We start from the raw sequence: 25,363 nt of genomic DNA on the forward strand, positions 1-25,363 counted from the left end.
TCAGTCACCCGCCGCCTGCTTGTCGACCCCTTCGAGGTCGGCACCGCCGACCGACGATCGCAGGGAGTCCATCCCGTCGAATCGGTCGACGCCGAAGTTCTCCCGGTACAGCGCTTCGACGCGCTCGAACTCCTCGTCCGAGAGCGGCGGTGTCTCCGGTGCCCGCGCCCACTCGGTCACGTCGTCCTCGGTGCGGAACGTGGGCGTCACGGCGGCGACCTCGTCGTGGGCGAGGAGCCACTGGATCGACGCCTGCGCCATCGTCCGGTCGCCGTCCCGCTCGAGGAACCGCAGCGATTCGAGCTTCTCCCAGCCGGTCTCGTACCACTCCGTTGGCCGGTGGGCACGGTGGTCACCCTTCCCCAGCTCCGTGTCGGGCGTCACCTGCTCGTTCAGGAGTCCCGAGGAGTGTGGGACCCGGGCGACGATGGAAGTGTCGGCGTCGTGTTCGCGGATGGTCTCGACGAAGTGCCGGCCCGGTGTCTGCTCGAACACGTTGAACACCGTCTGGATCGCGTCGAAGTCGAGTTCGACCGCGCGGTCGCCCTCGGCGAGCCAGCCGATGGAGGGGCCGAGCGCCCAGCCGAGCGCCTCCACTTTCCCCTCCTCACGGAGCTCCTCGAGCGTCTCCATCACGTCCGGGGTGACCTCGTCGACGTTCGCGTTGTGCAGCTGGAGGAAGTCGACGTACTCCGTCCCGAGCCGGTCGAGCGAGCGGTCGACCGCCGTGCGGATCCACTCCGGCGTCACCTTCTTCGGGAGTTCGCCGTGACCCGCCTGGGGGTTGTTGTAGAAGTCGTAGCCGATCTTCGTCGCGAGCGTCACCTCGTCGCGTCGCCCCTCGAGCGCCCGCCCGACGAGTTTCTCGCTCTCGCCGTGGCCGTAGACGTCGCCGGTGTCGACGTACGTGATGCCGCAGTCGAGCGCGTGGTGGACCAGATCGATCGCCTGTTCCTCCGTGCGGTCGCCCCACCAGTCGGTGCCGACGACCCACGCGCCGAAGCCGACTTCGGAGACCTCGACCCCGGAGTCACCGAGTTCGCGGTAGTTCATGTCTCGGTCTGGGGGTTCCGGCGACTTATACCGTCCGCTGTCTCCCGGCACGTGGGACGGTCGATAGCTCACTCGAGTCGCGGTCCTCACTCGAGTCTCGTCCCGTCGCGCGGACAGTAGTCGTACGCCTCGTCGGTCGTCTCGAACCCGCAGACCGGGCAGGTCCCGAGGTCGACCGCTTCGTCGCGTGCGTCACGACCCGCCCTCCGGAACAGGAACGGGACGAACGGGACGAACAGGAAGAACGCGAGCGTGTCGAACACCCACCAGAGGGCGACGCTGAGGAGGAGGCTGGCGACCAGTCCGACCAGCGCGGTGAGCGCGCGGGAGCCGACCATACCGATCGGACGTGGTCGAGGGGCAAAAATACCGACCAGCAGTGGCCGAAAGCGAACGGAACGGTGAGTGCCGTCACCGACCCCCGACGGGGAACTGCGACAGCCGCGACTCAGTGCCACCACAAGTCGGAGCCGCAGCCGGTCTGCTAGAACGCGATGTACGGCTCTTCGTCCGCGCCCTCTCTGCGGATCTCGACGAGGAGTTCGTCGCCCGGTCCCTCGCCGGCACAGTCCGGGTAGAACAGGTAGTCCGCCCGGACCGACCGGTCGTCGTTCAGGTGTGCCCGGACGACGAGCTTCCGACTCTCCACCGCGTCGACCCGCCGCACCGCCGAGGCCGCACCGTCGTCGGGCGGGGGAAGCTGGTATTCCTCGTGTAACACGACCGACTCGCTCCGTTCGCTTCCTCCCGCCCGGAGGAGTTCGAGGTCCAGCCGGTGTGGGGCGGCGTCGAAGTTCAACAGCGTCAGCGTGAGTCGCGGCCCGACGAACGGCAGGTTCGCACAGCCGGCGAGCGTCGACAGGCCGACGCTCCCCCCGAGCGCGAGGATCGATCGACGAGTGAGAGCCATCTCACTCGAGCCGTGTCCCGGTGTCGGGTTGTAACTGGTGGATCGTCGGTGGCCTCCCGACCCCCGACGATGCGAGGGGCCAACGCGTTGCGGTCCAGTCCCGCATCCACCTCCCGTTCGCGTCTCCGACGGACGCCCGCGTCGAGAGGAGCGTTTTTGCGTCCCCTCCACGGAGACGACGCCATGGATCTGCACGGACTCCGGATCGCGACTCTCTCACTCGGGGAGCCGACGCCGGAGCAGGTGGCGGCGTACGACTCGCTCGCAGCCGTGGGCGGAGTCGACCACGTCGACCTCGCGGCGGTCGCCGCCGCCGAGGTCACGCTCGCCGACTACGACGTCCTGTGGTGGCACCGCGACCGCCCGCTCGACTGGGACGCCGACGACGGATCGACGCTCGCCACCTGTGCCGACCCGATCGGCACCTACCTCGACGATGGCGGTGGGCTCCTGTTGACGCTCCACGCGCTCTCGGCCGTCTCCGCGTTGGGAATCGATCCCGTTCCCCCCGACGCGACCGGCCACGAGACCGCGCCGGCACAGGTGGGCTACCTCGCCAAGGCGGTCCACCGCGACCACCCCGCGTTCGAGACGTTCGGAGCCGCCGCCGGCGACCTCCGCGTCTACACCCGCGCCGCGGACGCCGACACGGCGTTCGCCCGGTACGAGCGCGTCCTCCCCGAACGCGGGACGGTCCTCGCGGCGGGGCTCCGCGGCGACGACTACCTCGTCGGGCAGAAACCGCTCGTCGAGTGGCAGGTCGGCGCCGGCTCCGTGGTCGGCGCGGGCGTCGGTCTCTCGTTCGCTCACGCCCGCGACTACGAGTGTGCGGCGAACCAGGAACGGCTGGTCGGCAACCTCCTCGTCGCGCTCGGGGGGAACCGGCTCCCCGCGTTCACCGACCGTCCCACGACGGCGGCGGGGTTCGAGCGCCTCCGGGCGACGTTCGCCGACGACCACCACCGTCCCCGATACCACTTCTGCCCACCGGCGAACTGGCTGAACGATCCAAACGGGCTCATCCACCACGACGGCACGTACCACCTCTTCTACCAGTACAACCCCGGCGGCCCGAACCACGGGACGATCCACTGGGGCCACGCGACGAGCGACGACCTCGTCCACTGGACGGACGAACCGGTCGCACTGACGCCCGACGCCGACGGGCCCGACCGGGACGGCTGCTGGTCGGGGTGTGCCGTCGACGACGACGGGACGCCGACCCTCCTCTACACGGGCGGGCGGGGACGCGACCAGTTGCCCTGTCTCGCGACGGCGGCGACGGACGACCTCCGGGCGTGGCGGAAACACGACGACAACCCCGTCATCGAGGCCGCGCCGACCGACCTCTCGATCCTCGGCACCGACCACTGGGACGCGGAGTTCCGCGACCACTGCGTCTGGCGCGAAGAGGGGACGTGGTACCACCTCATCGGCTCCGGCGTGACCGACGTCGGCGGCACCGCCCTCCTCTATCGAGGCGACCGCCTCGACGAGTGGGAGTACGTCGGTCCCCTGCTCACGGGCGACTGGGAGGGTGCTGGTCCGGTGTGGGAGTGCCCCGAACTGCTCGACTTCGGCGAGAAACAGCTCCTGCACGTCTCGAACTACTCGGAGGTGCCGTACTTCCTCGGCGAGGCCGACCTCACGAGCCCGGGCTTCCTCGTCGAGGAACACGCCCTGCTGGATTACGGCGACTTCTACGCGCCGCAGACGATGCGCGACGCCGACGGGCGGAACCTCGTGTGGGCGTGGGTGCCCGAGGCCCGCGGCGTCGAGGCGCAGTGGCACGCCGGCTGGTCGGGGTTGCTCACCCTCCCTCGGGTCGTCGACCTAGGCGACGAGGGACGCCTCCGCCAGCGCCCGGCGCCCGAACTCGCGGCACTCCGGGGCGACGGCGAGAGCGAGACAGTCGCCCTCGCGGCCGACGAGCGGACGTCGCTGCCGCTGTCGGGCAACGCCTACGAACTCGATCTGACGCTCCGGGTCGAGGCGGGTGCGACGGTCGAACTCGTGCTGTTCGAGTCGCCGGCGCGGACCGAACGGACCGTCGTCCGGTGGATTCCCGGTGCGGACGAAGCCGAGGGGGAGATCGTCGTCGACCGCTCGCGGAGCGGCCACGGCCACGAGGACGAAGAGCGCGACCAGCGCATGCCGCTCGGCCGCGTGACGCGGACCGACGAAGCCGTCGACGAACAGCCGTCCGTCGCCGACGGTGGGTCACCGGACGAGCCACTCGAACGAGGGACGACGGCCGCCGCCGAGTCGGGGAGGCGCGAACTGTCGCTCCGGGTCTTCGTCGACGGCTCCGTGGTCGAACTGTTCGCGAACGAGTCACGCTGTCTGACCTCACGCGTCTACCCGACCCGACCGGACGCCGACGGCGTCGCGCTCGTCGCCCGCGACGGTCCGGCGACGGTCGACGTCGATGCGTGGGAACTGGACGGGGCGTTCTGACTGCTGACTGCCCGGCGACTCAGTGGCCGTAGCCGCCACGGTCGCGGTCGTGACCGCCGCGGAGCCGGCCGATCCGTTCGTCGATCGTCTCGGGCAGCTCCTCGTCTCTCGTCGGGAGGTGGCCGTGGTCGAGCGTCCCGCGGATCCACGTCTCGTGCCCGTCGACGCCCAGGCGGACCGTGGGTGCGAGCGTCCCGCCGAAGCGCCGGAACTGCTCGGGTTCGGGGAACAGGCCCACGTCGTCGAGGCTGGGTCGGTCGTAGTCGTAGTAGTTGAAGAAGGAGGTGACGAGGATCTCGTCGCGGTGGCCGTACGCCAGCCACGAGTACGCCTGGAACGGGGCGTTGGCGGGGTTGGTGAGGACGAGCCCCGAGCCGTTGAGCGGCTCGTACTCGCCGAACAGGGCGTCGGCAGCGAACCCGTACAGGGCGTCGTAGCCGTCGAGGCCCGGCGCGAACGTGTGCTTGTGACTGGCGATAAACAGGTAGTACGTGCCGTCGCGGTAGACGACGTGCGGCCGTTCGAGTTCCTGGTTGACGCAGACGCCGTCGATCAGTGGCGGCAGGAGCTCGCACGCTGTCGGCTCGTCGTGCGCGGCCCGGGCGATCCCGACGGAGCCGTTGAACTCCTGCTGGACCGGGTCGCCATCGCACGCCTCGGACCCCTCGGGGACCGGGGTGTTGCCCTCAAACAGGACGTACGCCTCGCCCGTCTCGGGGTCCTCGAAGTACCACGGGTCGCGGAACGTGTAGATCATCCCTCTCGATTGCTCCTCGCGTTCGTACCACTCGCCGTCGGGACGGGCGAGGGTGTCGTGCGTCCACGGCCCCTCGAAGCTGACGCCGTCGTCTTCGTCGACGACGAGCGACCCGCCGTGGGCGACCGCGAGGCGCTGGGTGTACGAGAGTTCGTCCTCGCCGCGGCTGCCGGCGGCGGTGTAGTACAGCGACACTGCCCCCGTCGAGGGATCGTAGATAGCCGACCCGGCCCACTGTCGCGAGCCGAGCGGGTCGGTGTCGCCGAAGACGCGACCGCCGGGCGTCCACTGTCTCCCGTCGGTCGAGTAGTAAAAACGGTGCGTGGCGACGTCGTGTCGTTTCCCGGGGAGGAGGTCGTTCGGGGCCGACAGCGCGACGATGACGCGGTAGCCGTTGACCTCGGCGATCTCCCCGCCGGGCGTGCGGAGCAGCCAGGTGTCCCAGATATGGTTGTCGGGGTCGGTCTTCTCGGCGGGCGGGTAGATGATCGGCGCCGTGTTGTCGTCGGTCCGTTCGATCCCGTGGGCGTGTTCTCGCGTCCACGCGGTCGTGTCGAGAGACGGGCGTTCGCTCATGCGCTGGTGTGGACGACGCCGACAAAAATACCCCCTGCTCCGGACGGCCGCGGCGACGAGACACGCTCTGACTGGCGGCTCGCACATCCAAATCCCTATGAGCGCCGCCGGCCAACAGTGATCGATGACAAAGCGTCACGTGTCTCTGCCCCCGATCGCAGAGGACGGAGTCCGGTCTTTCATCAGTGAGGTGGACGAACGGCTCTCGTCGGACGAGGAGACGTGCGAGGTGGTCGAAGACGTCCTCGTCGACCTGTTCGGCGACCGGGAGGCGTACGATCGGTGGCAGTCCGGGGAGTCGATCTCGGCGGCGGAACGTGTTCGCCTGCAGGGGTACGATCCGTGCAACGCGACGCTCGAATCGGAGTACTACGCCGAGAAGGACGAGGCCGTGTTCAAGCGATCGAAGTACCTCCAGTGGCTCTGGCGGCAGTTCGACGCGACGCCGATGGCCGACAACGTCGCCTTCGCCCTCCGTTTCAGAGCGATGCTCGCAGAACACCTCTTCGACGAGGTGGGCGAGAACTGCCGCTTCTTCAAGGGGATCACGTTCACTTACGGCCACAACATCTCGATCGGCGACAACACTGTCGTCCACGACGACGTCCACCTCGACGACCGCGGCCGCCTCACGATCGGCGACCGCGTCTCCATCTCCGACAGTGCGCACGTGTACAGCCACGACCACGACGTCGTCGACCAGACCGCGGTCGACAACTACCACACCATCATCGACGACGACGCTCGCGTCACGTACGACTCGATGGTCACTGCGGGCGCCCGCGTGGGCAAGAACGCCATCGTCGGCGCGAAGGCCATCGTCCGCGGCGACGTCCCCGACCACCACATCGCGGTCGGCTCCCCCGCCAAGAGCGTGAAGATCAAACCCGGCTGGGAGGAGGTCGCCGAACCCCTCGACGCCGGCGGCGAGAACCGCAAGGCAGAGCGGCTCATCGACTACGACCTCCCCGACGACCTCGACGTCTTCGACGAGTTCGAGCGGGACCTCGGCCCGTCCTCTTCGTCCACGTAGTCGACCTGGTGACCCGCGCCAGCGTGCGGATTCGGCGTGTCGATTCTCGCCCCCGGTGGACGTCCCCACGTCTCTCGCCCGTCGATCGAGACAGGCGACTGCCCGTTTCGTCGACGAGTCCGTGTTCTCTCCGTCCGCTCTCGGCCGTTCTCGCGGTTGGGTGGTGCGCTACGCGCCCCTCCGTCCGAAGAATCAAGTGTGTTGACACCATATCTCACGGTGATGGACGTCTGGGGATGGATCGTGGTGTACGCGGTCGGGCTGACGCTCCTGCAACTGCTCGTCTACCGCTACCTCCTGAACAACGGGGGGTCGCTGACGCGACGCGTCGGCACCCCCTTCGGCGACGGCGAGCGCGACGCGTCCGTGCCCAACGGTTCGGGATCCTCGAACTCCTCCGGCTCGAACGGCCCCTCGGGAGCCAGTGACGCCGACGGGGAACGAGGCCGAGCCCACTCGCGGCGTCGGTACTCGTGGGCGCGTGACGACGTGCACGTCCCCGACCAGGTGGGCGGGACCGATCCGACGAACGCCCGGCGCTGTCCGCACTGTGGTGCCGAGAACGAACTCGACGCGACGTTCTCGCGCTGCTGGAACTGCACGCGCGAACTGTGAGCCGGGCGCCGCGGGCCATCGCGATCAACGTCGGCGCGAACACGAACCTCCCCGGCGTTCGCGGCCCGATCTTCCCCGACGGTCGCTTCGAGTACGTCCCGATCCCGGAGCGACGGCCCACGACCGAGACGGTCCCGACGTACGGCGAGCTCGACGCACGCCTGTCGATCGACCTCCCCGAACGGCTCTTCGACCGCCCGATCCACCTCGACCCGTCGTTCGCCGGCTACCCGTTCTGCACGACGTACACCTACGGCGACGAACACGCGGTGAAGGCCGGCCCTCTGTCGCGGCTGGAACCCGGGGACTTCCTCCTGTTCTACGCGACGCTGGACCTCTACGGCGATTCGGACAGTGCGGCCGAGTGGGTCGTCCCGGACTGGGGTGCGTACCTCATCGGCGAGTTCCGGGTCGAACGCGCGGTGACGGGCGAGGAGTACGAGTCGCTCCCCGCGGCCGACCGGCGTCGGTTCGCGACCAACGCACACGTGCGTCGTGACCCGTTCGACGCGAAGGTGCTCGTCGCGGGCGACGACCGCTCACGGCTGTACGACCGTGCGGTCCCCCTCTCGACGCCCGACGGCGGGACGACGGCGAACGAACTCGTGACCGACCTCTCGAACGATTCCGGTCGGGGGCCGTGGTGGCGCCGCCGCCTGTGGTTCGACGCCGACGCCACCGCCCGGCTCCGCGACCACCTCCGCGACCACCACCGTTCGACCGGAACGTGACGAAAAACGGGATGTTCTCTCTGATCTGGCGAGCACTTAACTGTCCAGGAAGCGTTCCGTTCGTATGGCACCAACGACGAGCGACGCGTCGCGGGACGACGACCGACGGTCGTCCCCGGACGACGAGTTCAGCATCGGACGAGAGACCATCCAGGGCCGCGAGGCACTCGTCCACCGACACCCGGATCGACTGTACGTCGAGTGGCGCGCCGGTCAGCCCGTCTACTACGGCGTCAGCGTCGGCGACCGACTCAAGGACGCCGACTCCGACGTCTCCTCGCCTCGAATCACCGAGTGGACGGTGACGGAGATCACCCCCGACCGGATCGTCGGCGAGGCCATCAAGACCGGCGACCGACGCGAGTTCGACCGCGAGCGCGTCGAACGCGGTCTCGTCGTCGGCAACTACGCGACGAACCTCTCGGACTTCGCACGGGTGGCGGTCCACGCCGTCGGGGACTGGGACGCGTACGATCCCGACACCACCGACGGGACGGTCTACCGTGGCCGCCCGTACGTGACGGTCGTCGCCTACGGGAACAACGGCCGGAAGTACGGCCTGCGATACCGGTACGTCACGGACGGAGACGACGAGACGCTGACGCTCTGGGAGGAGGACGTCGTCGTGGGGGCACTCGATGCGGAACCCCGCCGGCGACTGTTCGACGCCGTCGAGGCGACGCTCGCCGCCGAGGGGTACACGACCGAGTAGCCGCCGGTCACGCTCGTCGACTGCTCTCTCCCGGTGTCCGATCTCTCCGTCTCCGCGATACGTATCAGAGGAGGTGAATTTGTCTGACGTAGACTTATCTCGGAACGACGTAGAGGTGTACGTATGACAGAGCGAGTGAGCCGCCGCCGCCTGCTCGCGGGCGTCGGAACGCTCGGGCTGAGCGCGCTCGCGGGGTGTGGCTCGGCCGCCGGGTCGTCCACCTCGCGTCTCGCGTACGTCCGGGTCGCGAACTGGCACGCCGAACCGCACACCGTCCACGTCCTCGTCGAGCGCGACGGGGAACTCGTCCACTGGTCGTCGCACGACCTCGCCGCGCGGGACGGGCAGATCACGACCCAGCCGCTGGATCGGACCTGGGCCGACGCCGAAGCCGAGTTCGTCGTTCGCGTCCGCCTCGACGACGGGACGACGTGGAAGGTGTTCGACCTCGCGAGCCGCGAGGGCGACTGCTACGGCGTCGAGGCCAGGGTCGACGAACAGGGCTCGATCGGCGTCTGGTACGAACAGTCGCCCCGACAGTGCCGGACCGCGACCGACCAGTCCACCGACTGAGGCGACCGACTCCCCGCCGACGCCCTCCGTCCTCCTCACTACCGACCGACAGATTCCTGCTCGTGTCCGCCCTCCATCCTCGCATGAGACGCGACCGACGACCCCGAGGTGACGGTGGCGAGCCGACCGACGAGCGACTGGACGACCTCCTGGCCGCGCTCGCGTCGGCGTTGCGTGCGACCGAGGAGCTTCCGGTCTCGCCGTCGGCGAGCGTCTGGCTCGGCGAGGCCCACGCCGTCGCCGAGGACCTCGCCCGCGGCGACGCCGATCGCTCCGTCGTCCGCGAGCGCGTTGGGCACGTTCATCGCCTCCTCACCAACGCCGACGACCTCGACAACGACGAGGCCGCGGCGCGGGTCTCCGAGGCACTCGACCTGGCCGAGTCGATCGTCGATCGGACCCGCGACGCCGCCGACCCCTGAGCCGTCGGCGGTCCTTCGTCGTCGTCTCCGGCGGCAGTCGCTCACGGGTGCGCGGAGACGGCGCTCCGCGCACGCAGCTCGCTCACAGAACGCGGTGGGACTGGGATTTGAACCGGAGCCAGACGGTCGCCCCGCTTCGCTCGGGCGCTGCGACTGACAGGGCTCACATCGCCAGTCGTTCCTGGCGACAGTCGCTCGCTGGAACCGCGCAGACGAGACTGCGCGGTTCAGTACTCGCTTCAGAACACGGTGGGACTGGGATTTGAACCCAGGAGGCCGTAGGGCCACCTGCTTTCAAGGCAGGCGCGTTAGTCCACTCCGCCATCCCACCTTGGTTCTCACGAGGACCAGCCGACTGAAATCCGTTCCGGTCCCGACGGTCAGGCACGACCGCCCGGTCGCTGGCGGGTGCTCGGACTCTCGGTCGACGCGGGTGCTCGGACTCTCGGTCGACGCGGGTGCTCGGTCTCCGCGGTGAGTGGGGACAGAACGGCGACGCGCTGGCGTCGAGCCGTCTGACGAGAGACGAGTGCGAGCTGTGACGTTCAGTTCAGGTGAACCTGAACGGTACCGTGGTGTCCGCCGGACCGCTACTGAGCGTCGGTGACAGCACGACCTCGGCCTCGTACTCGTCCTCCGGGTCGAAATCTCCCGGCAGCCGGAAGGGGATCGCTGCCCGTCCCCGGTTGTCCGTCCGACCGCGCACGATGCCGACGACCGTCTCGTCGTCCGCGGCCGTGACACGGACCGTTACGTTCGCCCCTCTGATCGGGTTCTGGTCTGCCGTGGTCTCGACGTACACGGTAATCTCGTCGTCCTCCATCCGCTCGACGTCGGCGTCGAAGTCGGCGCGCTTGACGGTGTGGATCCTCGACGAGACACCACCGATCGGGGTGTACATGCAGCCGTAGAGCGCGTCGAACCGGATCGACACGACCGGCACGCCCATCTCCTCCTGGCGCCTCGCTTCGTCGAGCAGCACCCAGTCTTCCGCGCTGAGGCGGGCGGTCGGATTCGCGACCTCTCCGGGTTCGAGCCAGAACTCGACGGGATCGATATCGACGTGGTAACCCTGTTCGACGCCGTCGACCTCGATACGGAAGTGTTCGCGCCGCGGTAGCGGGTTCTGCACCTGCAGTTCGAACTCGACGGGTTCGTAGGGGCTCCCGCTCTCGAGATACCAGTCGGTGACGTTCTCCTGCGCGGAGTTGTTGCTCGCGTTGAGTTCGTCGGCCTGGTGGAGGACGTCGACCTTGATACAGACGTGTCCCTCGTTGGCGTTCCGGGGCGTCCACTCGACCATCGCGAGCTCGAAGTCTCCCGGCGCGATCGAGGGGATGACGTCGGTTCCGATGTTGTTCGCCGTTCCGGTCCCGGCTGGAAGGACGACGCCGAACCGCACCTCGACGTCGGTCGCCTCCTCGGTGCCGTCGTTCCAGACGCGGGCGTACACCCGGCTCGGCCAGCCCACGCGGGAGCGGTCGCCGTTGGCGACAGGGCTGCCGGCGACGTCGGGGTTCGCCGACGCGTCCGTGTGAGCGTACTCGTCCCATTCGTTGTCGACCTCCGTGTCGACCCAGATGTCGTCCGACTCCCACGGCGGGGGTGACCAGGTATCGATGCGGAGGTCGTAGTACTCGCCCTCTCCCCAGGTCACCTCGACGAGGTAGACCGACGGGTCGGTGCCGATCACCTCCACGCACTCGACGGTGATCGAGTTGGTCGCGGTCAGCGGTTCGGTGAGCAACTCGCCCATGACGTCCAGGGGGTCCGTGTACGGTGTCAACAGGGTCGAGTGTGACCGGTAGATGGGGAGGCCAGTCATATCGTTCACCGCGTCCGAGACGATGACCCCCTCTTCAGGGATGGCGGCGTCGTACTCCGTATCCTCGAACGTTGGACTGGTGAACGGGCGTTCGCGAGCCTCGACGTAGAGGTCGTGGTTCTCCTGGAGGTGGAGTCGAACCGCGTGGACCAGCGGGACTCCCGGGTGGCTCGCCGCGAACGGGTTGATCGCGGGCATCTCGGTACTGCTCGGCAGGACCAGGTACCGCTCGTTGCGCGTGGCTCCCGCCGCCGGTGCGTTCATCACGGCGACGTCGCTCGGGTCCATCCACGGCTGGTCGTACCCCGGTTCGGTGCTCCCCGGGCTGTGACTCCGGTGTGATTTGATCCAGGCGCTCGGGTGGGAGTCGTTCCACCCCGTGTCCATGATGTCCCACAGCTCCATCTCCTGACCGACCCACTCCGGATCACCCGGCTCGTCGTAGAGATCCGGGAAGCCGAGGTTGTGGCCGAGTTCGTGCGCGAACACTTCCCACGGGTAGCCGCTGGTGATGTGGACGAAGCCGTACTTGTACGAATTCCCACGGACGTTGAACGTCCGGCCACTGAACGAGGCGTACGCCCGGAGGTACGAGAGCCCGTCCTCGACTGCGTGACAGACGATGTACCCCTCGTAGCCACTGAGCAGCGCGTTCGCCTCACCGTCGCTCAGGCTCTCGACGCGCTTCTCGAGCGCCTCGACGCTCATCGCGTGTCTTTCGTTCAGCGCGTCGACACCTGCCGTGACGATCGCCGCGTCGAGGCCGAGGAGGGTGACGGCCGATCCGCCGTCGACCGACAGCGTGGCGCTGGCGCCGTCGGTGGTCGTCTCTAGCCGCAACTCCCCGCTGTCCTCCCGCGCGACGAATGGGATCTCGGTGCCGTCGGCGGTCGCTGCCGCCTCTGTCGCGTCGTTGATCGCCGTGATCACTTCCGAGAGTGTCTGACTCCCGGCGGGGAAGCTCACTGCGACCGTGAGCCCGCCGCCGGAGAGATCGAGCGTCTCGCCACCGGTGAACATCACCGGGTACGTGGCCCCCGAGCCGTCGATGCGCATGGGTTCGGCCTCGTGGTAGTAGTCGAACCAGTCCTTGTCGAGGCCGATGACCTGGTCGTAGACGTCGAACTGGAACGAGGTCTTGCCGTACGACGCCTCGCGCCAGAACTCGCCGGCACACTTGCCCGGTCCCGCGAGTTTCGTCGTGAGGTCGGCGATCACGTCCTCCGCCGTCAACCCCGTCGGCAGCGACTGGTCGCTCGGGAGCACCGGCAGGACGAGATACGGCTGGTCGGTCCCACTGGGCGTGATGACCTGGTTCTCCGGGGCGGAGAACCGGTAGCTCGTGTCGACCGGTGGGGTTGGCTGCACGATCTTGAACGCCTCTTTGACGACGTCCTGGCCTACCCGGTTCGTGACGACGATGTCGAGTCGGCGCTGACCGAACAGACGGCGCTCGCGGAGCTCCCTGCGCAGATACTCCGGCGCCTCGGGTCGTTCCAGTTCGGCTCCACCGTCCCCCGCGAACACGTCCCGCAGGAACGGTCCTCTCCCGAGCACCGGGAACGGGTTCCACGGGCGGGCGTCCTTCGGCACTCTCACTGTCAGCTGGTTTCGGCTCCGATCGACGACCTCGGCGGCGTACGGTCCGAACCCCACGCTCGCCTTCTCGAAGTTGTACCCCGTAATACGCACTTCGGTTCCCGGTTCGCCCTCATCGGGGTCGTAGCCGGTGATCCGTGGCGCCCCTCGCAGGAACGGCCGATCGTGGTATCGCTCGAACAGGTCGTCGTACGAACCGGGCATCGAGACGAGGTCTCGGATGCTCTCCCTTCGATCGTCGTCTCCCCCCGCTCTGAATTCTCTGAAACTCATTGTCTTCCACCGGTTAGGTCATCCCACCGACGAGGGTAGGCGCCTCCCGTGGGAGTACGACGTCACAGATAATAAATATAACAATATTTTATTACATTTACGATCGCGGGTTTAAAGACTGTCATTCCATCGAATAGCTGATTTCGAACATACAGACTGTCGATCCGGCTGGTTCCGAGCGCTGCGCTAGTCGCTCCCGCGATCTGCCCCCAGACGCCGGTCGGGCAGACGTCCCTCGCTCTGTACCACCGTCCGGCCGCTCGTGTCACGATCCGTTGTGCCCACACCACCCACTCGATCCACCCTCCGGACGGACCGCCTTCGCGGGGAACGGCGGATACTGGCTCGTCGTTCGCGAACGCATCCAACCCGGCCCCGAGACACCGCACGAGCGATGCGATGGGTCGATCCCGTCCGAGAACCCTCCGGCACCGCTCGAGACGCTCTGGTGTCGGTGACGGCGGCGAGCCGTCCGTCGAGCGGGTCGCAACAGCCGGGTCCACGACTCCCGCAGAACGTCCGGCGACGTGGGTCGCTCGGCGAACGCGCGCCGTGCTTCGTCCGGCGTCTCGCTCCTCGGGAGGTACTCCCACCGCTTCGAGACCGCACGTCTCTCAGGAGGAGCGGCGGCGACAGCGATCGGTTCGCGACGTGTCGGTACCAGCGCCGGTCACGTCTCGACTCTCCTGGCGGATATCGATGTTTACGAATGGATTACGATGTACGGTGGACGTATGAACACCTTATATCCGTATCAACAAAAATTTAAAAACAAGCATCGGGCTTCTGGAGTCGTATGTCACGTACGCCACGGTCGGAGGACTGTTCTCGACGGCGACTTCTGCAGGTGCTCACGGTCGGGGGACTCGCGGGTGTCGCGGGCTGTACCGGTGCCCAGGGAGGTGACGGCTCCAGTGGCGGCGAATCGACCGGCGAATCCGGTGGTTCCAGCGGTCCAGCGGAGACCGAGACGCCGGAGAGCACGGCCGACGCCAGCGGTTCCGAGAGTTCGAGCGGCTCCGCTCCGATCGTCTTCGGCGAACCGACGATGAAGACCGCACAGTTCGGATTCATCATGCCCGGCACCAACCAGGCGATCGACCTCGCCCTGAAGGAGATCAACGAGGAGGGTGGCGGTCTCCTCGGGTCGGAGTTGCAGATCGTTCGTCGGGAGACGGCCAGCAAGCCGGCGCAGTTCCGGAGCGTCCTCGAACAATTCCTGAACAACGACGGCGCGGTCACCATCATCCGAGCGACGTCGACCGAACTCACGCCGAACCTGGAGTTCGTCAAGGAGAAACAGGTGCCGCTGATCACCAGCGGAGCGGGTACCCGGGCACTCGACAGCTACGGCGGCGACAAGGGGACGCCCGACGACCTGAGCGACGACGAGTGGGTGTGGCGGACGATCGCCAGCGACTCGATCCCGACCGCCGGGGCGGCCCGGCACATGATCGACCAGGGGTACGAGCGGATGGCGATCATGCAGGGGAACACGCAGGGCGAGCGCTCCTGGGCCGACGGCTTCGAGAGCGCCTACACGCAGGCTGGCGGCACCATCGTCAACCGCCTCGAGGTGCAGAACGAGAAGACGTCCTACCAGTCGGAGCTGAACCGGCTCTTCCAGGACGACTTCGACGCCTGGGGGCTGACGATGAAGCGCAAGGACGCGACCACCATCATCCGCGAGTGGGCGAACGCGGGCTACGAGGCGATCCCAGTCCTCGAGAGCGGCGTCCGCAGCCAGGAGTTCCTCGACGCCGTCGGCGAGAGCGGCGCGGGCGCGCTCATCGCGTCGACGTCGTCGACGACGGGGCCGAACTACGACCGCTTCGCCGAGAAGTTCGCCGCATTCGGCGACGCCGACCTCCACCAGTGGGGGCTGGCCGGCTACGACGCGGTCAACGTCGCGGCGCTCGCGGCCCAGCGCGGCGGCGAGGCGACGCCCGAGACCATCCAGCGAAACCTCTCGGCGGTGTCGAACCCGCCTGGGACGGAGGTCGCCACCTTCGCCGAGGGGAAAGAGGCGCTCGCCAACGGCGAGGAGATCAACTACCAGGGGGCGCTGACCCCGACTGACTTCACCCCGAACGGGAACGTCGTCGGCGACGTCCAGATCGAGGAGCTGACCGCGGACGGGTTCGAGCCGGTCACACTGATCCGCGCCTCGGAGATCCGCGACCTCTACGCGGCCGAGTAACCGCCCGATGTCGCTGGTTCAGCAGACGATCTTCGGTCTCGTCACCGGCTCGTACATCGCCATCGCGGCCATCGGCTTCACGCTCGTCTACGGGCTGATCAACATGCTGAACATCGCCTACGGCGAGTACCTGACGATCGGCGCGTACGTCGGGTTCGTCTCGATGGAGCTCGGACTCCCCCTGCTCGTCGTCCTGCCGGTGGCCACCCTCGCCACGGCGGTCGTCGGCCTGGGACTGACGAAGGCGTTCTTCCGGCCGATCGTCGAGAAGGGACCCATTCCGCTGTTGATCACCTCCGTCGGTGTCGGCATCATGGTCCGGAACGGGATCCGCCTGCTCGCGGACAACGACCTCCGCTACCTGAACGCCGGTCCGCCGATGGTCTTCCGGTTCGACGTGCTCGGCGAGGTGTTCTTCAACACCGCACACCTGCTCGTCGTCGGCATGGCGCTCACGTCGTTCGCGACGGTCCACCTGCTGTTGACGCGCACGACCGTCGGCGTCGCCATGCGCGCGATGAAGGACAACGAGAACCTGGCGCGCATCAACGGCGTCGACGTCTTCCGCGTCCGGAACGTCGTCTGGCTCCTCGCCTGTGGTCTGGGCGGGCTCGCCGGCGTGCTGATCGGCGTCCAGACCGCCGCCAGTCCGCTGATGGGCTTCCAGCAGTTGCTCGTCATCCTCGCCGCGGCGACGCTCGGCGGTGCCGGCAGCGCCTACGGCGCGATCGTCGGCGCGTACGTGCTGGGGATCACGATGGAGCTGTCGATCGGTCTCCTGCCGGCGTGGGCGGCCCAGCTCGGAACGACCATGGCGTTCGTGATCCTCATCGGCGTCCTGTTGATCCGTCCCGGCGGCGTGACCGGCCAGGAGGTGACGAAGGTATGACCGACGACGCCGAGTCGATCGACGGTTCGAGCGGTCGCCTCTCGGGGTCGCTGGCGCTCTTTCGGGCCGAATCCGTCGGTATCGTCGCTCTCCTCGTCGGCCTCGCGTTCGTCCTCGGCCCGTTCCAGGTGAACACGCCCGCGAGCCTCTCCGTCCTCTTCGAGATCGGCGTCCTCTTCTTGGTGTACGGGCTGCTCGTCCTCGGGGTGAACCTCCACTACGGGTTCACCGGGCTGATCAACTTCGGTCACGTCGCGTTCTTCGCGGTCGGTGCGTACGCGATGGGGATGCTCTCCGCGCGCGATCCGTTCGCAGGCATCGGTCTGGGCCTCCCCTGGCCGGTCGGCCTCGCGGGGGCGGTCCTCGCGGCGGCGGTGCTCGGCGCGGTGCTCGGCCTGACGACGCTCCGCCTCCGGGACGACTTCCTCGCCATCGTCACGATCGCGACCGCCGAGATCGTCCAGGACCTCGTCGGCAGTTTCGAGGGGATCACCGGGGCCGACGTCGGCCTGCTCAACATCCCGAGACCGATTTACGATCTCGCCGGTGGCGACGGCGACTCCGCCGTCGTGGCGACCATCGTCCTCTTCACCGGCGTGTTGCTGTTGAGCTACGCGGTGCTCAGACGCCTCACGGACGCGCCCTACGGCGACGTGCTCCGGGCGATCCGGGACGACGAGCTCGTCGCCCGCGCGCTCGGGAAACCCGCCTTCGACTACAAGTTCCAGGTGTTCGTCTACGGGACCGCGCTGGCCGGCCTCGCGGGTGGCCTGTGGGCGCTGTATCTGGGTGCGATCTCGCCGGGCTACTTCACTATCGACGTCACCATCACGCTGTACATCGCGATGTACGTCGGGGGGATCGGCACCCACCGCGGCGCGCTGCTCGGCCTCGTGATCATCATCGGGCTCCGCCTCGTCACCCGCTTTCTCAACGAGGCCGCGCCGATCACTCAGAGCCAGTTCGCCTCCGCGCGCCTGTTCCTGATCGGATTCGTCCTCGTGCTCATCATCCGCTACCGGCCGGAGGGGATCCTGGGCAACCGGAAGGAGCTGGGGATCGACTGATGGCGCTGTTCGAGACCACCGGCCTCCGCAAATCGTTCGGGGCGCTCCAGGCGCTCGACGAGCCGGACGTCGCCGTCGAATCGGGCGAACTCGTCGGCCTCATCGGCCCGAACGGTGCGGGCAAGACCACGTTCTTCAACACCGTCACCGGTATCGAGGACCTCGACGAGGGAACCGTCCGGTTCGACGGCCGGGAGATCACCGGGTTGCCCCCCGAGGAGATCGCCCAACGGGGGCTCGTCCGGACGTTCCAGCAGACTCGTGAACTGGAGACGATGACCGTCCTGGACAACGTCAGGCTCGGCGGGCGCGACCGTCCGGGCGAACGGACCCTTCCCGGCATCGTCAACGGTCGACGGACGCGCGACCGCGAGGCCGCGGTGACCGAACGCGCGCGGGAACTGATCGACTTCTTCGATCTCGACGGGATGGAAGACGAGTACGCCAGCGCCCTCTCGGGTGGCCAGCGGAAACTCCTCGAGATCGCCCGGGCGCTGATGCTGGAGCCGAAACTGTTCATGCTGGACGAACCGCTGGCCGGCGTCAACCCGACGCTCGAACGCACGATCGTCGACTACGTCGAACGGCTCAACGACGACGGTATGACGTTCCTGGTGATCGAACACAACGTCGAACTCCTCCGGGAGTTCGTCGACCGACTCGTCGTCATGCACCAGGGGCGGGTGCTGGCCGACGACGACCCTGAAACGATCCTGCAGAACGACGCCGTCGTCGACGCCTACCTCGGCGAGACGCTCACCGGTGGCGTCGACTGAGTGGCGATCCAGGGTGGTGCGGCGGTCCCGGTCCTGCTCGGGGGGGTCGGTCCCGGCCCTACCCGGGGGTCGGTCCGCGTCGCGTGTCGCCGCTCACAGCGTCGCTACCGTCACCCACCGAGGAACTCCCGGCGGACGTCCTGGTTCGCCAAGAGCGCCTCCCCGGTGTCCGCAAACCGGTTCTCGCCCCCGACGAGGACGTAGCCGCGGTCGCACCGGCGGAGCGCCTCGACGGCGTTCTGTTCGACCATGAGCACCGACGTCCCGCTTTCGGTGATCTCGTCGACCTTGTCGAACATGCGGGCGACGAGGTCCGGTGCGAGGCCCGCGCTGGGTTCGTCCAGGAGCAGGAGGTCGGGATCGAGCACGAGCGCCAGCCCCATCGCGAGCATCTGCTGTTGGCCCCCGCTCATCGTCCCGGCCTTCTGGTCGATCCGTTCCTCGAGGATCGGAAACCGCTCGAACACGGTCTCCAGGCCCGCTTCGGGCAGCTCGCTGCGGACGTACGCGCCCATCCGGAGGTTCTCCCTGACGGTCAGATTCGGGAAGACGTTCGACGTCTGGGGGACGTAGGAGATGCCTTTCCGCGTGATCTCCTCGGGCGTGAGCCCCCGCAGCGACTCGCCCCGGAAGCGGACGTCGCCCTCCGTGACGTCCGTGAGCCCGAAGACGGACTTCATCGCGGTCGACTTGCCCGCGCCGTTGGGACCGACGACGGCGACGTACTCGCCGGCGTCGAGGGTCAGATCGACGCCGTGGAGCACCTGGAGGTCACCGTAGCCCGCGTCGAGGTCGACGAGCGCCAGTTCGTGATCTGCCTGCCCGTCGGTGGCCCCGTCGCTCGTCGTCTCCGTGTCGCTCATCGCCAGTCGTACCGCTGTTTCTCCATGGCGGCGTACAGCGTCATCGCCTTCACCAGCTCCGCCACGTCCAGCCGACACGAACGCACCTCGCCCTCCTCGACCTCGACGTCGAGGACGAACGAGAGGTCGCGCAGGTGGACCTCTTCGACGCTGGCGCTCTCGCCGACGGAGGAGACGAACTCGACGGCGGTCTCGGGCGTGAACTCGACGGTCCGGGCCATCTACGCCTCACCGGCGTTCTCGAACGCCAGTCGCATCCCCGCCTCGATCGAGTCGAACTTCGCGTTCGAGAGCTCGCGCATCGTCCCGTAGTCGTCGGACGTGGCGAAGCGCTTCGCCACGAGTCGCCCGGCGTGGGTGTGGTCGCCCTCGTCGGCGACGACGTCCCTGAGGGAGTTGGCGACGTTGGGGTACTCCGCGTCGAGGTAATCCGCCAGGTTCCGGATCTGGAACGCGGCCCCGATCTCCGTCGAACACTGAAAGCCCGCGGCGACGTGGTGGGGCTCCTCGTGGTCGGCCCCGGCGTACCCCGCCTCGACCAGCGCGTCGTAGTAGCCCTCGGGGTGGTTCGGCGCGTCCCACGTCGCCATGTCGGCGTCGATCCCGAACCCGGCGGCGAGGTTCGAGAAGATCCGCGCGTGTTTGATCTCGTCGCGGATCTGCGTCCCCAGCCCCACGATCAGGTCGCGGTCGTCGTAGTAGGGGTCGCCGCGGCGGTAGATCAGGTCGATCTGTCGTACCGGCGGCAAGAGCCCGAAGTAGAACTCCTTCCAGGCGAACGCGGGGAACTCCGCCGCAACCGTCGCCTCCGGCCCGCCCAGCCGGTCGAAGTACTCGTCGCTGTAGTATCTGTCCGCCAGCCGCTCGGCCCGCTCGCGGCTCTCGTCCATGAGTTCCTGGACGAACCGGTCCGGCGGTTTCGTCGACTCTTCCATATCCGGGGGATCTGTTCGGATGGTAATAAATTCGGTGCTCGTGCGTGTGCTTCGGAGAGAGATTAGCGCAATATTTGCACCAGTTTGCCTTTCTCAGGGGACGAAATGGAACTGAGAGGGGGTCTCTAGTTGCGTTCTCTCGATTCTGTCGGCGATGGATCGGCAGCGCTCTCGTCACCTCTTCGGCCTCGATCGAACGCGGGTCGTGCTCTGAGAATCCGGTTTTTCCGACGTTAACGGAGACGAGAGAACGCACAGGCCGGGATCCGAACCGGAGCGGGACGTGCTCGCTCGTGCCTCGCTGCGCGACTGGCAGGGTTCGAATCGCCGGCGACGGCTCCGACCGACTCCAGCGGGTGCTCGGCGACGAGACACCTCGCAGGAGTGGAATCGACGAAAGCCTAGGCCGGGATTTGAACCCGGGCTCTCGTCCTTACCAAGGACGCGCTTTACCGCTAAGCTACCCAGGCGCAGTACGGCGTAAGCCCGAATCGTCTTTAGGCGTTTCGATACGCCGACGGGTCTGCGCCCGTCTCGCACGGGAGTTCAGGGATCGGTCGCCGACGACGGTACGCGGTCCGCGTCGCCGTCGCCGGGGTTCACCAGCGCGGCGATCCCCTCGGTGGTCGTCTCCGCGAGGGCGACGGCGGCCGGCGGAAGCCCGTCGCCCTCGCGGGCGAGCGTGGTGGCGTACTCCACGAGCGCCTGCGGCGGCTCGACGTCGACGGCGGTCGTCCCGGCGATGGCCGCGAGCACGAACACCGAGGCTTCGAGGTTGCGGTCGAGCGTCGCGGTGTCGGCGCCCGGTTCGCGGCGGAGCGTCTGGTCGCGACCGAACGCGCGGACCGTCTCGACCGCGTGGTCGGCGGCGTCGGTCCGGGCGAGGATGTAGAACCCCCGCGAGACCATCACCGACGCGGCGAGCATGTCGAGGTCGGCCGCGATGTCGCCCTCGCCTTCGGCGGTCGTCCACGGCTCCTCGTGGGCCAGCGTGCGCGTCAGCCGGAGCCCCTCGTAGATGAGCTGGACGCCGGCGGCTCGCTCCACGACCACGTCGGTCGCGTCCGCCGGGCCGAGCGCTCGAGCGCAGAGCAGCGCGAACACGGCCGGTGCCATCGAGGCACCGTCCAGCCTGTCGTAGAGCGCGTCGCGGAGACGTGGCGGTTCGATGTCGGCCAGTGCCTCGCGCGCGGCGTCGCGAACCCGCGCGGCGTCGTCCATTATCTCAGCGTAGCGACGGAGGAGGCAAAGACCTTTGGAAAGTGGCTCACATCCGACGACATGATTCGAACGACGGACGACGGTCCCGTCCGCACGATCACGCTCGCGCGGCCCGAGCGTCGCAACGCGCTCCGTCCCGCCGACCTCGACGCGCTGGCGGCCGCCGTCCGCGACGCGGACGCGCCCGTGGTCTCCCTCCACGGAGCCGGATCGAGTTTCTGTGCCGGAGCGGACCTCGACGCCGTCGTCGCGCTGGACGACCCCGAGGCGTTCGCCCGTCGGGGCCAGCGCGCCGCCACCGCGATCGAGGAGAGCGACGCCGTCGTCGTCGCTGCGGTCGACGGGGCCGCACGCGGCGGCGGCGTCGAACTCGCGCTCGCCTGCGATCTCCGCGTCGCCACGCCGCGCGCCACGTTCGGCGAGCCCGGCGTCCGGTTCGGCCTGTTCGGCGCGTGGGGCGGGACGGTCAGGCTCCCGCGCGTCGTCGGCGAGGGAAACGCGTTCGACCTCGCTCTCTCGGGACGCGTCGTCGACGCCGACGAGGCGCTCCGGATGGGGCTCGTCTCCCGCGTCGTCGACGAGCCCCGGCTGGTGGCCGACCGCCTCGCCGAGGGCGCACACGACGCGCTCGCTGTCGTCAAGCGGCGCGTCCGGGACCGCGACGACCACGAGACACAGGAGCACGCCGAGGCGACGGCGTTCGCCGCGCTCCACCGGGCCCACGCCGACGACATCGCGTCGGCGCGGGAGTGAGCCGACGGCGACCCTGGCCACGCACCCGTCCGAATCCGACACGACCACACACTTCCGCCCTCGATCGACTGCGCGACGGGCGAACACGCGGCGCGTAGCTCTTTAGCCTCCCGCCCGACAGGACGGGTATGCGCGACTGTCCGCACTGCTCGGCGTCGTTCGAGGCGGACGACGAGGTAGCGTCCCTCGAACACCTCCGGGACGAGCACCCCGACGAGTTCGGTCCCGTCGACCGACGCCGGCTCGATCAGCTCAGTGGCGACGGCGACAACGGCGTCTCCAGCACGGCGTTGCTCCTCGGGGGTCTCACCGTCGTCGTGGTCGGCATCGTCCTCTTCGTCACGTTCGGGCTCGGCGGGTCGTCGCCGGACGAGGGCGTCGCCGCTGCGCGGACGCCGTCGAACGTCGGCGGGGCCCACTACCACGGGACGATGGAGATGGTCGTCCTCGGCGACCGCGTCGACTTCTCACAGCAGGAGTACCAGCTCCGGGCGAACGCCTTCCACTTCGAGGCCGGTGACGGCCGGGTGTGGCACGGCCACGCAGAGGGCGTCACGCTGGAGTGGGCGATGGCGTCGCTCGGCATCGGGGTGACCGAAACCTCGGTGACGTTCGAGGGGACCACGTACGACGATTCGGACCCCGCGTACACCGTCTCGGTGACGGTCAACGGCGAGCCGGTCGACCCCGCCACGTACGTCCTCCGGGGCTCGAGCGACGCCGGTGCTGCCGAGTCACAGGGGGATCACGTCCGCATCGTCGTCAGCGAGGCCTGAGTCGACACCCGTCTGCCGCGGGTCGAGGCGGGTAGCTGACGGCTGACCGTGGCGCTGACAGCCGACGGCGATGTCGACAGCGACGCCGACGCCACGTTCGTGTTCGAGCTGTCCGGGACTCAGCGCCACGGCAGTTCGGGTGCCGGCGGCATCCGCCGTTTGTGTGCGCTCCGCTCGTAGAGATCGACGACCCGATCGACGTGCGCCGGTTCGACGCCGAGCTCGCGGACGGTCGCGGCCTTCGACAGCGGGCCGTCGACGTGCAGCGCGAGGACCGCGTCGAGCGTATCGTAGTCGAGGCCCATCTCCTCCTCGTCCGTCTGGCCGAGCCACATCTCCGCAGAGGGCGTCTTCATCACGAGGTCGCGCGGGAGGCCGAGCGCGGCGGCGAGCTGGCGAACCTGCTGTTTGTAGAGCCCGCCGATGGGGTTGCAGTCGACCGCCTGATCGCCGTACTTCGTGAAGTAGCCCGTCAGCGCCTCGCTTCTGTTCCCCGTGCCGAGGACGATCCGGTTCTCGTGGTTCGCGACGAAGTAGTTGAGCACGCCCCGCACCCGGACGCGGACGTTGCCCGTGGCCATCCGGTTCTCGGTCGCCGAGGGGTACGCCTCGAAGAACGCCTCAGCGATCGGGTTGATGTCGACGACGTCGTACTCGATCTCCAGCCGTTCGGCGACGCGCTCGGCGTCGCTCATGTTCTCGTCGGTGTTCACCTCGCTGGGCATCACGAGGCCGTGCACCCGGTCGGCTCCCAGCGCCTCGACCGCGACGGCGGCGGTCGTCGTCGAGTCGATCCCGCCGGAGAGCCCGATGACCGCGCCCTCGGCGTCGGCGTCGTCGACGACTCCCTGAACGAACGAGACGATGTGTTCGCGGGTCGCCTCGAGTTCCTCCTCGGAGAGGCGGAGGTCGAGCGGTGCCGTGTCGGAGAGAACGGACGTGTCCTGACTCATCGCCTCACGATAGCGGTGGCCACGACTAATATCCCCGTCTCGTGCTCGTGCGGTGGACGTGCGTGCAGTTTCGGGCCCCACTCGGTCGCCCGGTTCGATGGTCGTCCGGCTCCTCCGTGATCCACTCGAAGCGCTATTTTCAAGTACGGTGGTACGATATGACGTAGTGCGCGCCGTTGGTGAGCGGTCCGGAAGGACGGACGCGAGCCTCGGGGTGCGAGCGACGTGAGCGCGCCGTTGGTCCAGTGGTAGGACAGTGGCTTCCCAAGCCACTAGCCCGGGTTCAATTCCCGGACGGCGCATGTCTCGAACGCCGGTGAGAGACATCGCCCGAGGACAATTGAACCCTGTGAGTCGCAGCCCGCGCAGCGAAGCGAGCAGGAACGTCTCACTCCGGTTCAATTCCCGGACGGCGCATCCTGCGAGGAACGAACGTGACGAGCGGATGCGCTCACGGGAATCGAATCAGAGAGCGAGCGGCGCGAGCGACCGTGGTTCAATTCCCGGACGGCGCATTTTCTGCCGATCGAATCAGAGAACGAACCGAGTGAGCGACTCCCGGATCGCTCCGGACGGTGTCCCGTCGCCCAGCAGAGACGAACGTCTCTCCGAAATGGTAGATACTCCGTAATTATTTATAAATAATCATATCGTACAACTATGTCTCATGCAGTATAACATCGAGAACGGCCCGAGCTACGCGGTGCTCCGGACGACGATGGACCGGGGCGACCGGCTCATGGCAGAGACCGGAGCGATGATCAGTCGAAGCGAGAGCGTCAACCCCGACCCGGAGATCGGCGGGGGCGAGGGAATCGGTGGAATGATCAAGTCGGCGGTGAGTTCGAGCAAGGACCTCGTGGAGAACGCGTTCGAGGCCGAGGCCGACGGTGCCGAACTCACGCTCGCCCCCGACCACCCCGGCGACGTCTTCGGCGTCGACGTGGGCCAGGACGGCCCGATACGGGTCAACTCGGGGTCGACCCTCGCCTGGGAGCCGACTGTCGAGCGGTCGAGCGCGTTCAACGACGCCGGCGGGTTCTTCTCCTCGGGGAGCCTCCGGGTGCTCGAACTCTCGGGCACTGGGCGGGCGTTCCTCTCGGCGTACGGGTCGATCGTCGAGACCGAGGTCACCCCCGACGACGCGACGGTCGTCGACACCGATCACCTGATCGCGTGGACCGACGGGCTGTCGGTCTCGCGTGAGCAGGACGGCAGCATCAAGTCGACGATGCTCGGCGGGGAGGGTATCGTCTCGAAGTTCTCCGGTCGGGGACGGGTGTGGATACAGACCCGCGACCCGGCGGTGTTCCGGGCTGCGACCGGCGGCGGTGGCGGCGGTGACGGCGGTGGGAACGACCCGGGAATCGATCCCGGCGACTTCCTCTGACGCG

24 protein-coding genes, 3 tRNA genes and 1 pseudogene are annotated in these 25,363 nt (G+C 68.1%); 16 read left to right on the forward strand and 12 right to left on the reverse strand.

Annotation, left to right across the window (positions count from 1 at the left end; translation table 11 throughout):
• The 3 genes from FZP69_RS02675 to FZP69_RS02685 form a co-directional block, all read right to left on the reverse strand.
• On the reverse strand, window positions 1-1,053 hold the full coding sequence (locus FZP69_RS02675; protein WP_152039837.1) for an aldo/keto reductase: 1,053 nt from the start codon (window positions 1,051-1,053) through the stop codon (window positions 1-3).
• Between the two features lie 86 nt (window positions 1,054-1,139).
• Window positions 1,140-1,391, reverse strand: coding sequence for a hypothetical protein (locus FZP69_RS02680; protein ID WP_152039838.1), 252 nt, complete (start codon window positions 1,389-1,391; stop codon window positions 1,140-1,142).
• A 146-nt stretch (window positions 1,392-1,537) separates the two neighbouring features.
• Window positions 1,538-1,963, reverse strand: coding sequence for a hypothetical protein (locus FZP69_RS02685; RefSeq protein ID WP_152039839.1), 426 nt, complete (start codon window positions 1,961-1,963; stop codon window positions 1,538-1,540).
• 183 nt (window positions 1,964-2,146) lie between these two features.
• Here FZP69_RS02685 and FZP69_RS02690 point away from each other — a divergent pair, with 183 nt between their 5' ends.
• Window positions 2,147-4,420, forward strand: a complete 2,274-nt coding sequence (locus tag FZP69_RS02690) for a GH32 C-terminal domain-containing protein (protein ID WP_152039840.1) — start codon at window positions 2,147-2,149, stop codon at window positions 4,418-4,420.
• A gap of 19 nt (window positions 4,421-4,439) precedes the next feature.
• Here FZP69_RS02690 and FZP69_RS02695 read toward each other — a convergent pair whose 3' ends face one another.
• Window positions 4,440-5,753 (reverse strand): glycoside hydrolase family 68 protein, encoded by a 1,314-nt coding sequence (locus FZP69_RS02695; protein ID WP_152039841.1) that lies wholly within the window; start codon window positions 5,751-5,753, stop codon window positions 4,440-4,442.
• 124 nt (window positions 5,754-5,877) lie between these two features.
• Between FZP69_RS02695 and FZP69_RS02700 the strand changes: the two genes are divergently transcribed.
• The 7 genes and pseudogenes from FZP69_RS02700 to FZP69_RS02725 all read left to right on the forward strand — a co-directional run bounded on the left by FZP69_RS02700 (window position 5,878) and on the right by FZP69_RS02725 (window position 9,839).
• Window positions 5,878-6,786 carry an acyltransferase gene (locus FZP69_RS02700; RefSeq protein WP_152039842.1) on the forward strand — a complete coding sequence of 303 codons (909 nt, stop codon included), beginning with the start codon at window positions 5,878-5,880 and terminating at the stop codon, window positions 6,784-6,786.
• A 222-nt stretch (window positions 6,787-7,008) separates the two neighbouring features.
• Window positions 7,009-7,095 (forward strand): annotated as a pseudogene (locus FZP69_RS23500) (DUF7577 domain-containing protein); the annotation flags it as partial.
• A gap of 6 nt (window positions 7,096-7,101) precedes the next feature.
• The gene (locus FZP69_RS02705) at window positions 7,102-7,401 is read left to right on the forward strand and encodes a DUF7577 domain-containing protein (protein WP_394350154.1); all 300 of its coding nucleotides are present in this window, start codon (window positions 7,102-7,104) and stop codon (window positions 7,399-7,401) included.
• The gene (locus tag FZP69_RS02710; protein WP_152039844.1) at window positions 7,398-8,132 is read left to right on the forward strand and encodes an Nmad3 family putative nucleotide modification protein; all 735 of its coding nucleotides are present in this window, start codon (window positions 7,398-7,400) and stop codon (window positions 8,130-8,132) included. The genes FZP69_RS02705 and FZP69_RS02710 overlap by 4 nt, the downstream gene beginning before the upstream one ends.
• 64 nt (window positions 8,133-8,196) lie before the next feature.
• The gene (locus FZP69_RS02715) at window positions 8,197-8,844 is read left to right on the forward strand and encodes a hypothetical protein (protein WP_152039845.1); all 648 of its coding nucleotides are present in this window, start codon (window positions 8,197-8,199) and stop codon (window positions 8,842-8,844) included.
• Between the two features lie 123 nt (window positions 8,845-8,967).
• Complete coding sequence (locus FZP69_RS02720) at window positions 8,968-9,417, forward strand: hypothetical protein (RefSeq protein ID WP_152039846.1); 450 nt, start codon at window positions 8,968-8,970, stop codon at window positions 9,415-9,417.
• Between the two features lie 83 nt (window positions 9,418-9,500).
• Window positions 9,501-9,839, forward strand: a complete 339-nt coding sequence (locus FZP69_RS02725) for a hypothetical protein (protein WP_204959891.1) — start codon at window positions 9,501-9,503, stop codon at window positions 9,837-9,839.
• Window positions 9,840-10,086: 247 nt separating this feature from the next.
• Here FZP69_RS02725 and FZP69_RS02730 read toward each other — a convergent pair.
• Window positions 10,087-10,170: transfer RNA gene (locus FZP69_RS02730), tRNA-Ser, on the reverse strand.
• A gap of 219 nt (window positions 10,171-10,389) precedes the next feature.
• Window positions 10,390-13,536, reverse strand: coding sequence for a CARDB domain-containing protein (locus FZP69_RS02735; RefSeq protein ID WP_152039847.1), 3,147 nt, complete (start codon window positions 13,534-13,536; stop codon window positions 10,390-10,392).
• Window positions 13,537-14,332: 796 nt separating this feature from the next.
• Here FZP69_RS02735 and FZP69_RS02740 point away from each other — a divergent pair.
• The 4 genes from FZP69_RS02740 to FZP69_RS02755 are packed head-to-tail and all read left to right on the forward strand — an operon-like array spanning window position 14,333 to window position 18,468.
• On the forward strand, window positions 14,333-15,736 hold the full coding sequence (locus FZP69_RS02740; protein ID WP_152039848.1) for an ABC transporter substrate-binding protein: 1,404 nt from the start codon (window positions 14,333-14,335) through the stop codon (window positions 15,734-15,736).
• A gap of 7 nt (window positions 15,737-15,743) precedes the next feature.
• Window positions 15,744-16,625, forward strand: a complete 882-nt coding sequence (locus FZP69_RS02745) for a branched-chain amino acid ABC transporter permease (protein ID WP_152039849.1) — start codon at window positions 15,744-15,746, stop codon at window positions 16,623-16,625.
• Complete coding sequence (locus tag FZP69_RS02750) at window positions 16,622-17,692, forward strand: branched-chain amino acid ABC transporter permease (RefSeq protein WP_152039850.1); 1,071 nt, start codon at window positions 16,622-16,624, stop codon at window positions 17,690-17,692. The genes FZP69_RS02745 and FZP69_RS02750 overlap by 4 nt, the downstream gene beginning before the upstream one ends.
• On the forward strand, window positions 17,692-18,468 hold the full coding sequence (locus tag FZP69_RS02755; RefSeq protein WP_152039851.1) for an ABC transporter ATP-binding protein: 777 nt from the start codon (window positions 17,692-17,694) through the stop codon (window positions 18,466-18,468). Before FZP69_RS02750 ends, FZP69_RS02755 begins: the two co-directional genes overlap by 1 nt.
• Window positions 18,469-18,578: 110 nt before the next feature.
• Here FZP69_RS02755 and FZP69_RS02760 read toward each other — a convergent pair whose 3' ends face one another.
• The 5 genes from FZP69_RS02760 to FZP69_RS02780 all read right to left on the reverse strand — a co-directional run bounded on the left by FZP69_RS02760 (window position 18,579) and on the right by FZP69_RS02780 (window position 21,487).
• Complete coding sequence (locus FZP69_RS02760) at window positions 18,579-19,331, reverse strand: ABC transporter ATP-binding protein (protein WP_152039852.1); 753 nt, start codon at window positions 19,329-19,331, stop codon at window positions 18,579-18,581.
• Window positions 19,328-19,552 carry a hypothetical protein gene (locus FZP69_RS02765; protein WP_152039853.1) on the reverse strand — a complete coding sequence of 75 codons (225 nt, stop codon included), beginning with the start codon at window positions 19,550-19,552 and terminating at the stop codon, window positions 19,328-19,330. Before FZP69_RS02765 ends, FZP69_RS02760 begins: the two co-directional genes overlap by 4 nt.
• A complete protein-coding gene (locus tag FZP69_RS02770; protein WP_152039854.1) occupies window positions 19,553-20,266 on the reverse strand; it encodes a hypothetical protein in 714 nt (237 codons plus the stop codon).
• 398 nt (window positions 20,267-20,664) lie between these two features.
• Window positions 20,665-20,736 (reverse strand) — tRNA-Thr (locus FZP69_RS02775).
• Between the two features lie 76 nt (window positions 20,737-20,812).
• Entirely contained in the window at window positions 20,813-21,487 is a 675-nt protein-coding gene (locus FZP69_RS02780; RefSeq protein ID WP_152039855.1) for a DUF7114 family protein, read from the reverse strand.
• 60 nt (window positions 21,488-21,547) lie between these two features.
• Between FZP69_RS02780 and FZP69_RS02785 the strand changes: the two genes are divergently transcribed.
• Window positions 21,548-22,240 (forward strand): enoyl-CoA hydratase/isomerase family protein, encoded by a 693-nt coding sequence (locus FZP69_RS02785; protein WP_152039856.1) that lies wholly within the window; start codon window positions 21,548-21,550, stop codon window positions 22,238-22,240.
• Window positions 22,241-22,368: 128 nt separating this feature from the next.
• Entirely contained in the window at window positions 22,369-23,016 is a 648-nt protein-coding gene (locus FZP69_RS02790; RefSeq protein ID WP_152039857.1) for a hypothetical protein, read from the forward strand.
• Window positions 23,017-23,135: 119 nt separating this feature from the next.
• Here the strand turns inward: FZP69_RS02790 and FZP69_RS02795 are convergent, their stop codons facing one another.
• A complete protein-coding gene (locus tag FZP69_RS02795) occupies window positions 23,136-23,969 on the reverse strand; it encodes an NAD+ synthase (RefSeq protein WP_152039858.1) in 834 nt (277 codons plus the stop codon).
• A 231-nt stretch (window positions 23,970-24,200) separates the two neighbouring features.
• Here FZP69_RS02795 and FZP69_RS02800 point away from each other — a divergent pair.
• Together FZP69_RS02800 and FZP69_RS02805 are read left to right on the forward strand one after the other, a co-directional pair.
• Window positions 24,201-24,271: transfer RNA gene (locus FZP69_RS02800), tRNA-Gly, on the forward strand.
• 365 nt (window positions 24,272-24,636) lie between these two features.
• On the forward strand, window positions 24,637-25,359 hold the full coding sequence (locus FZP69_RS02805) for a TIGR00266 family protein (protein WP_152039859.1): 723 nt from the start codon (window positions 24,637-24,639) through the stop codon (window positions 25,357-25,359).
• Window positions 25,360-25,363 lie beyond the last annotated feature (4 nt).

The organism is Salinigranum salinum (assembly GCF_009176545.1).
GTDB lineage: Archaea > Halobacteriota > Halobacteria > Halobacteriales > Haloferacaceae > Salinigranum > Salinigranum salinum.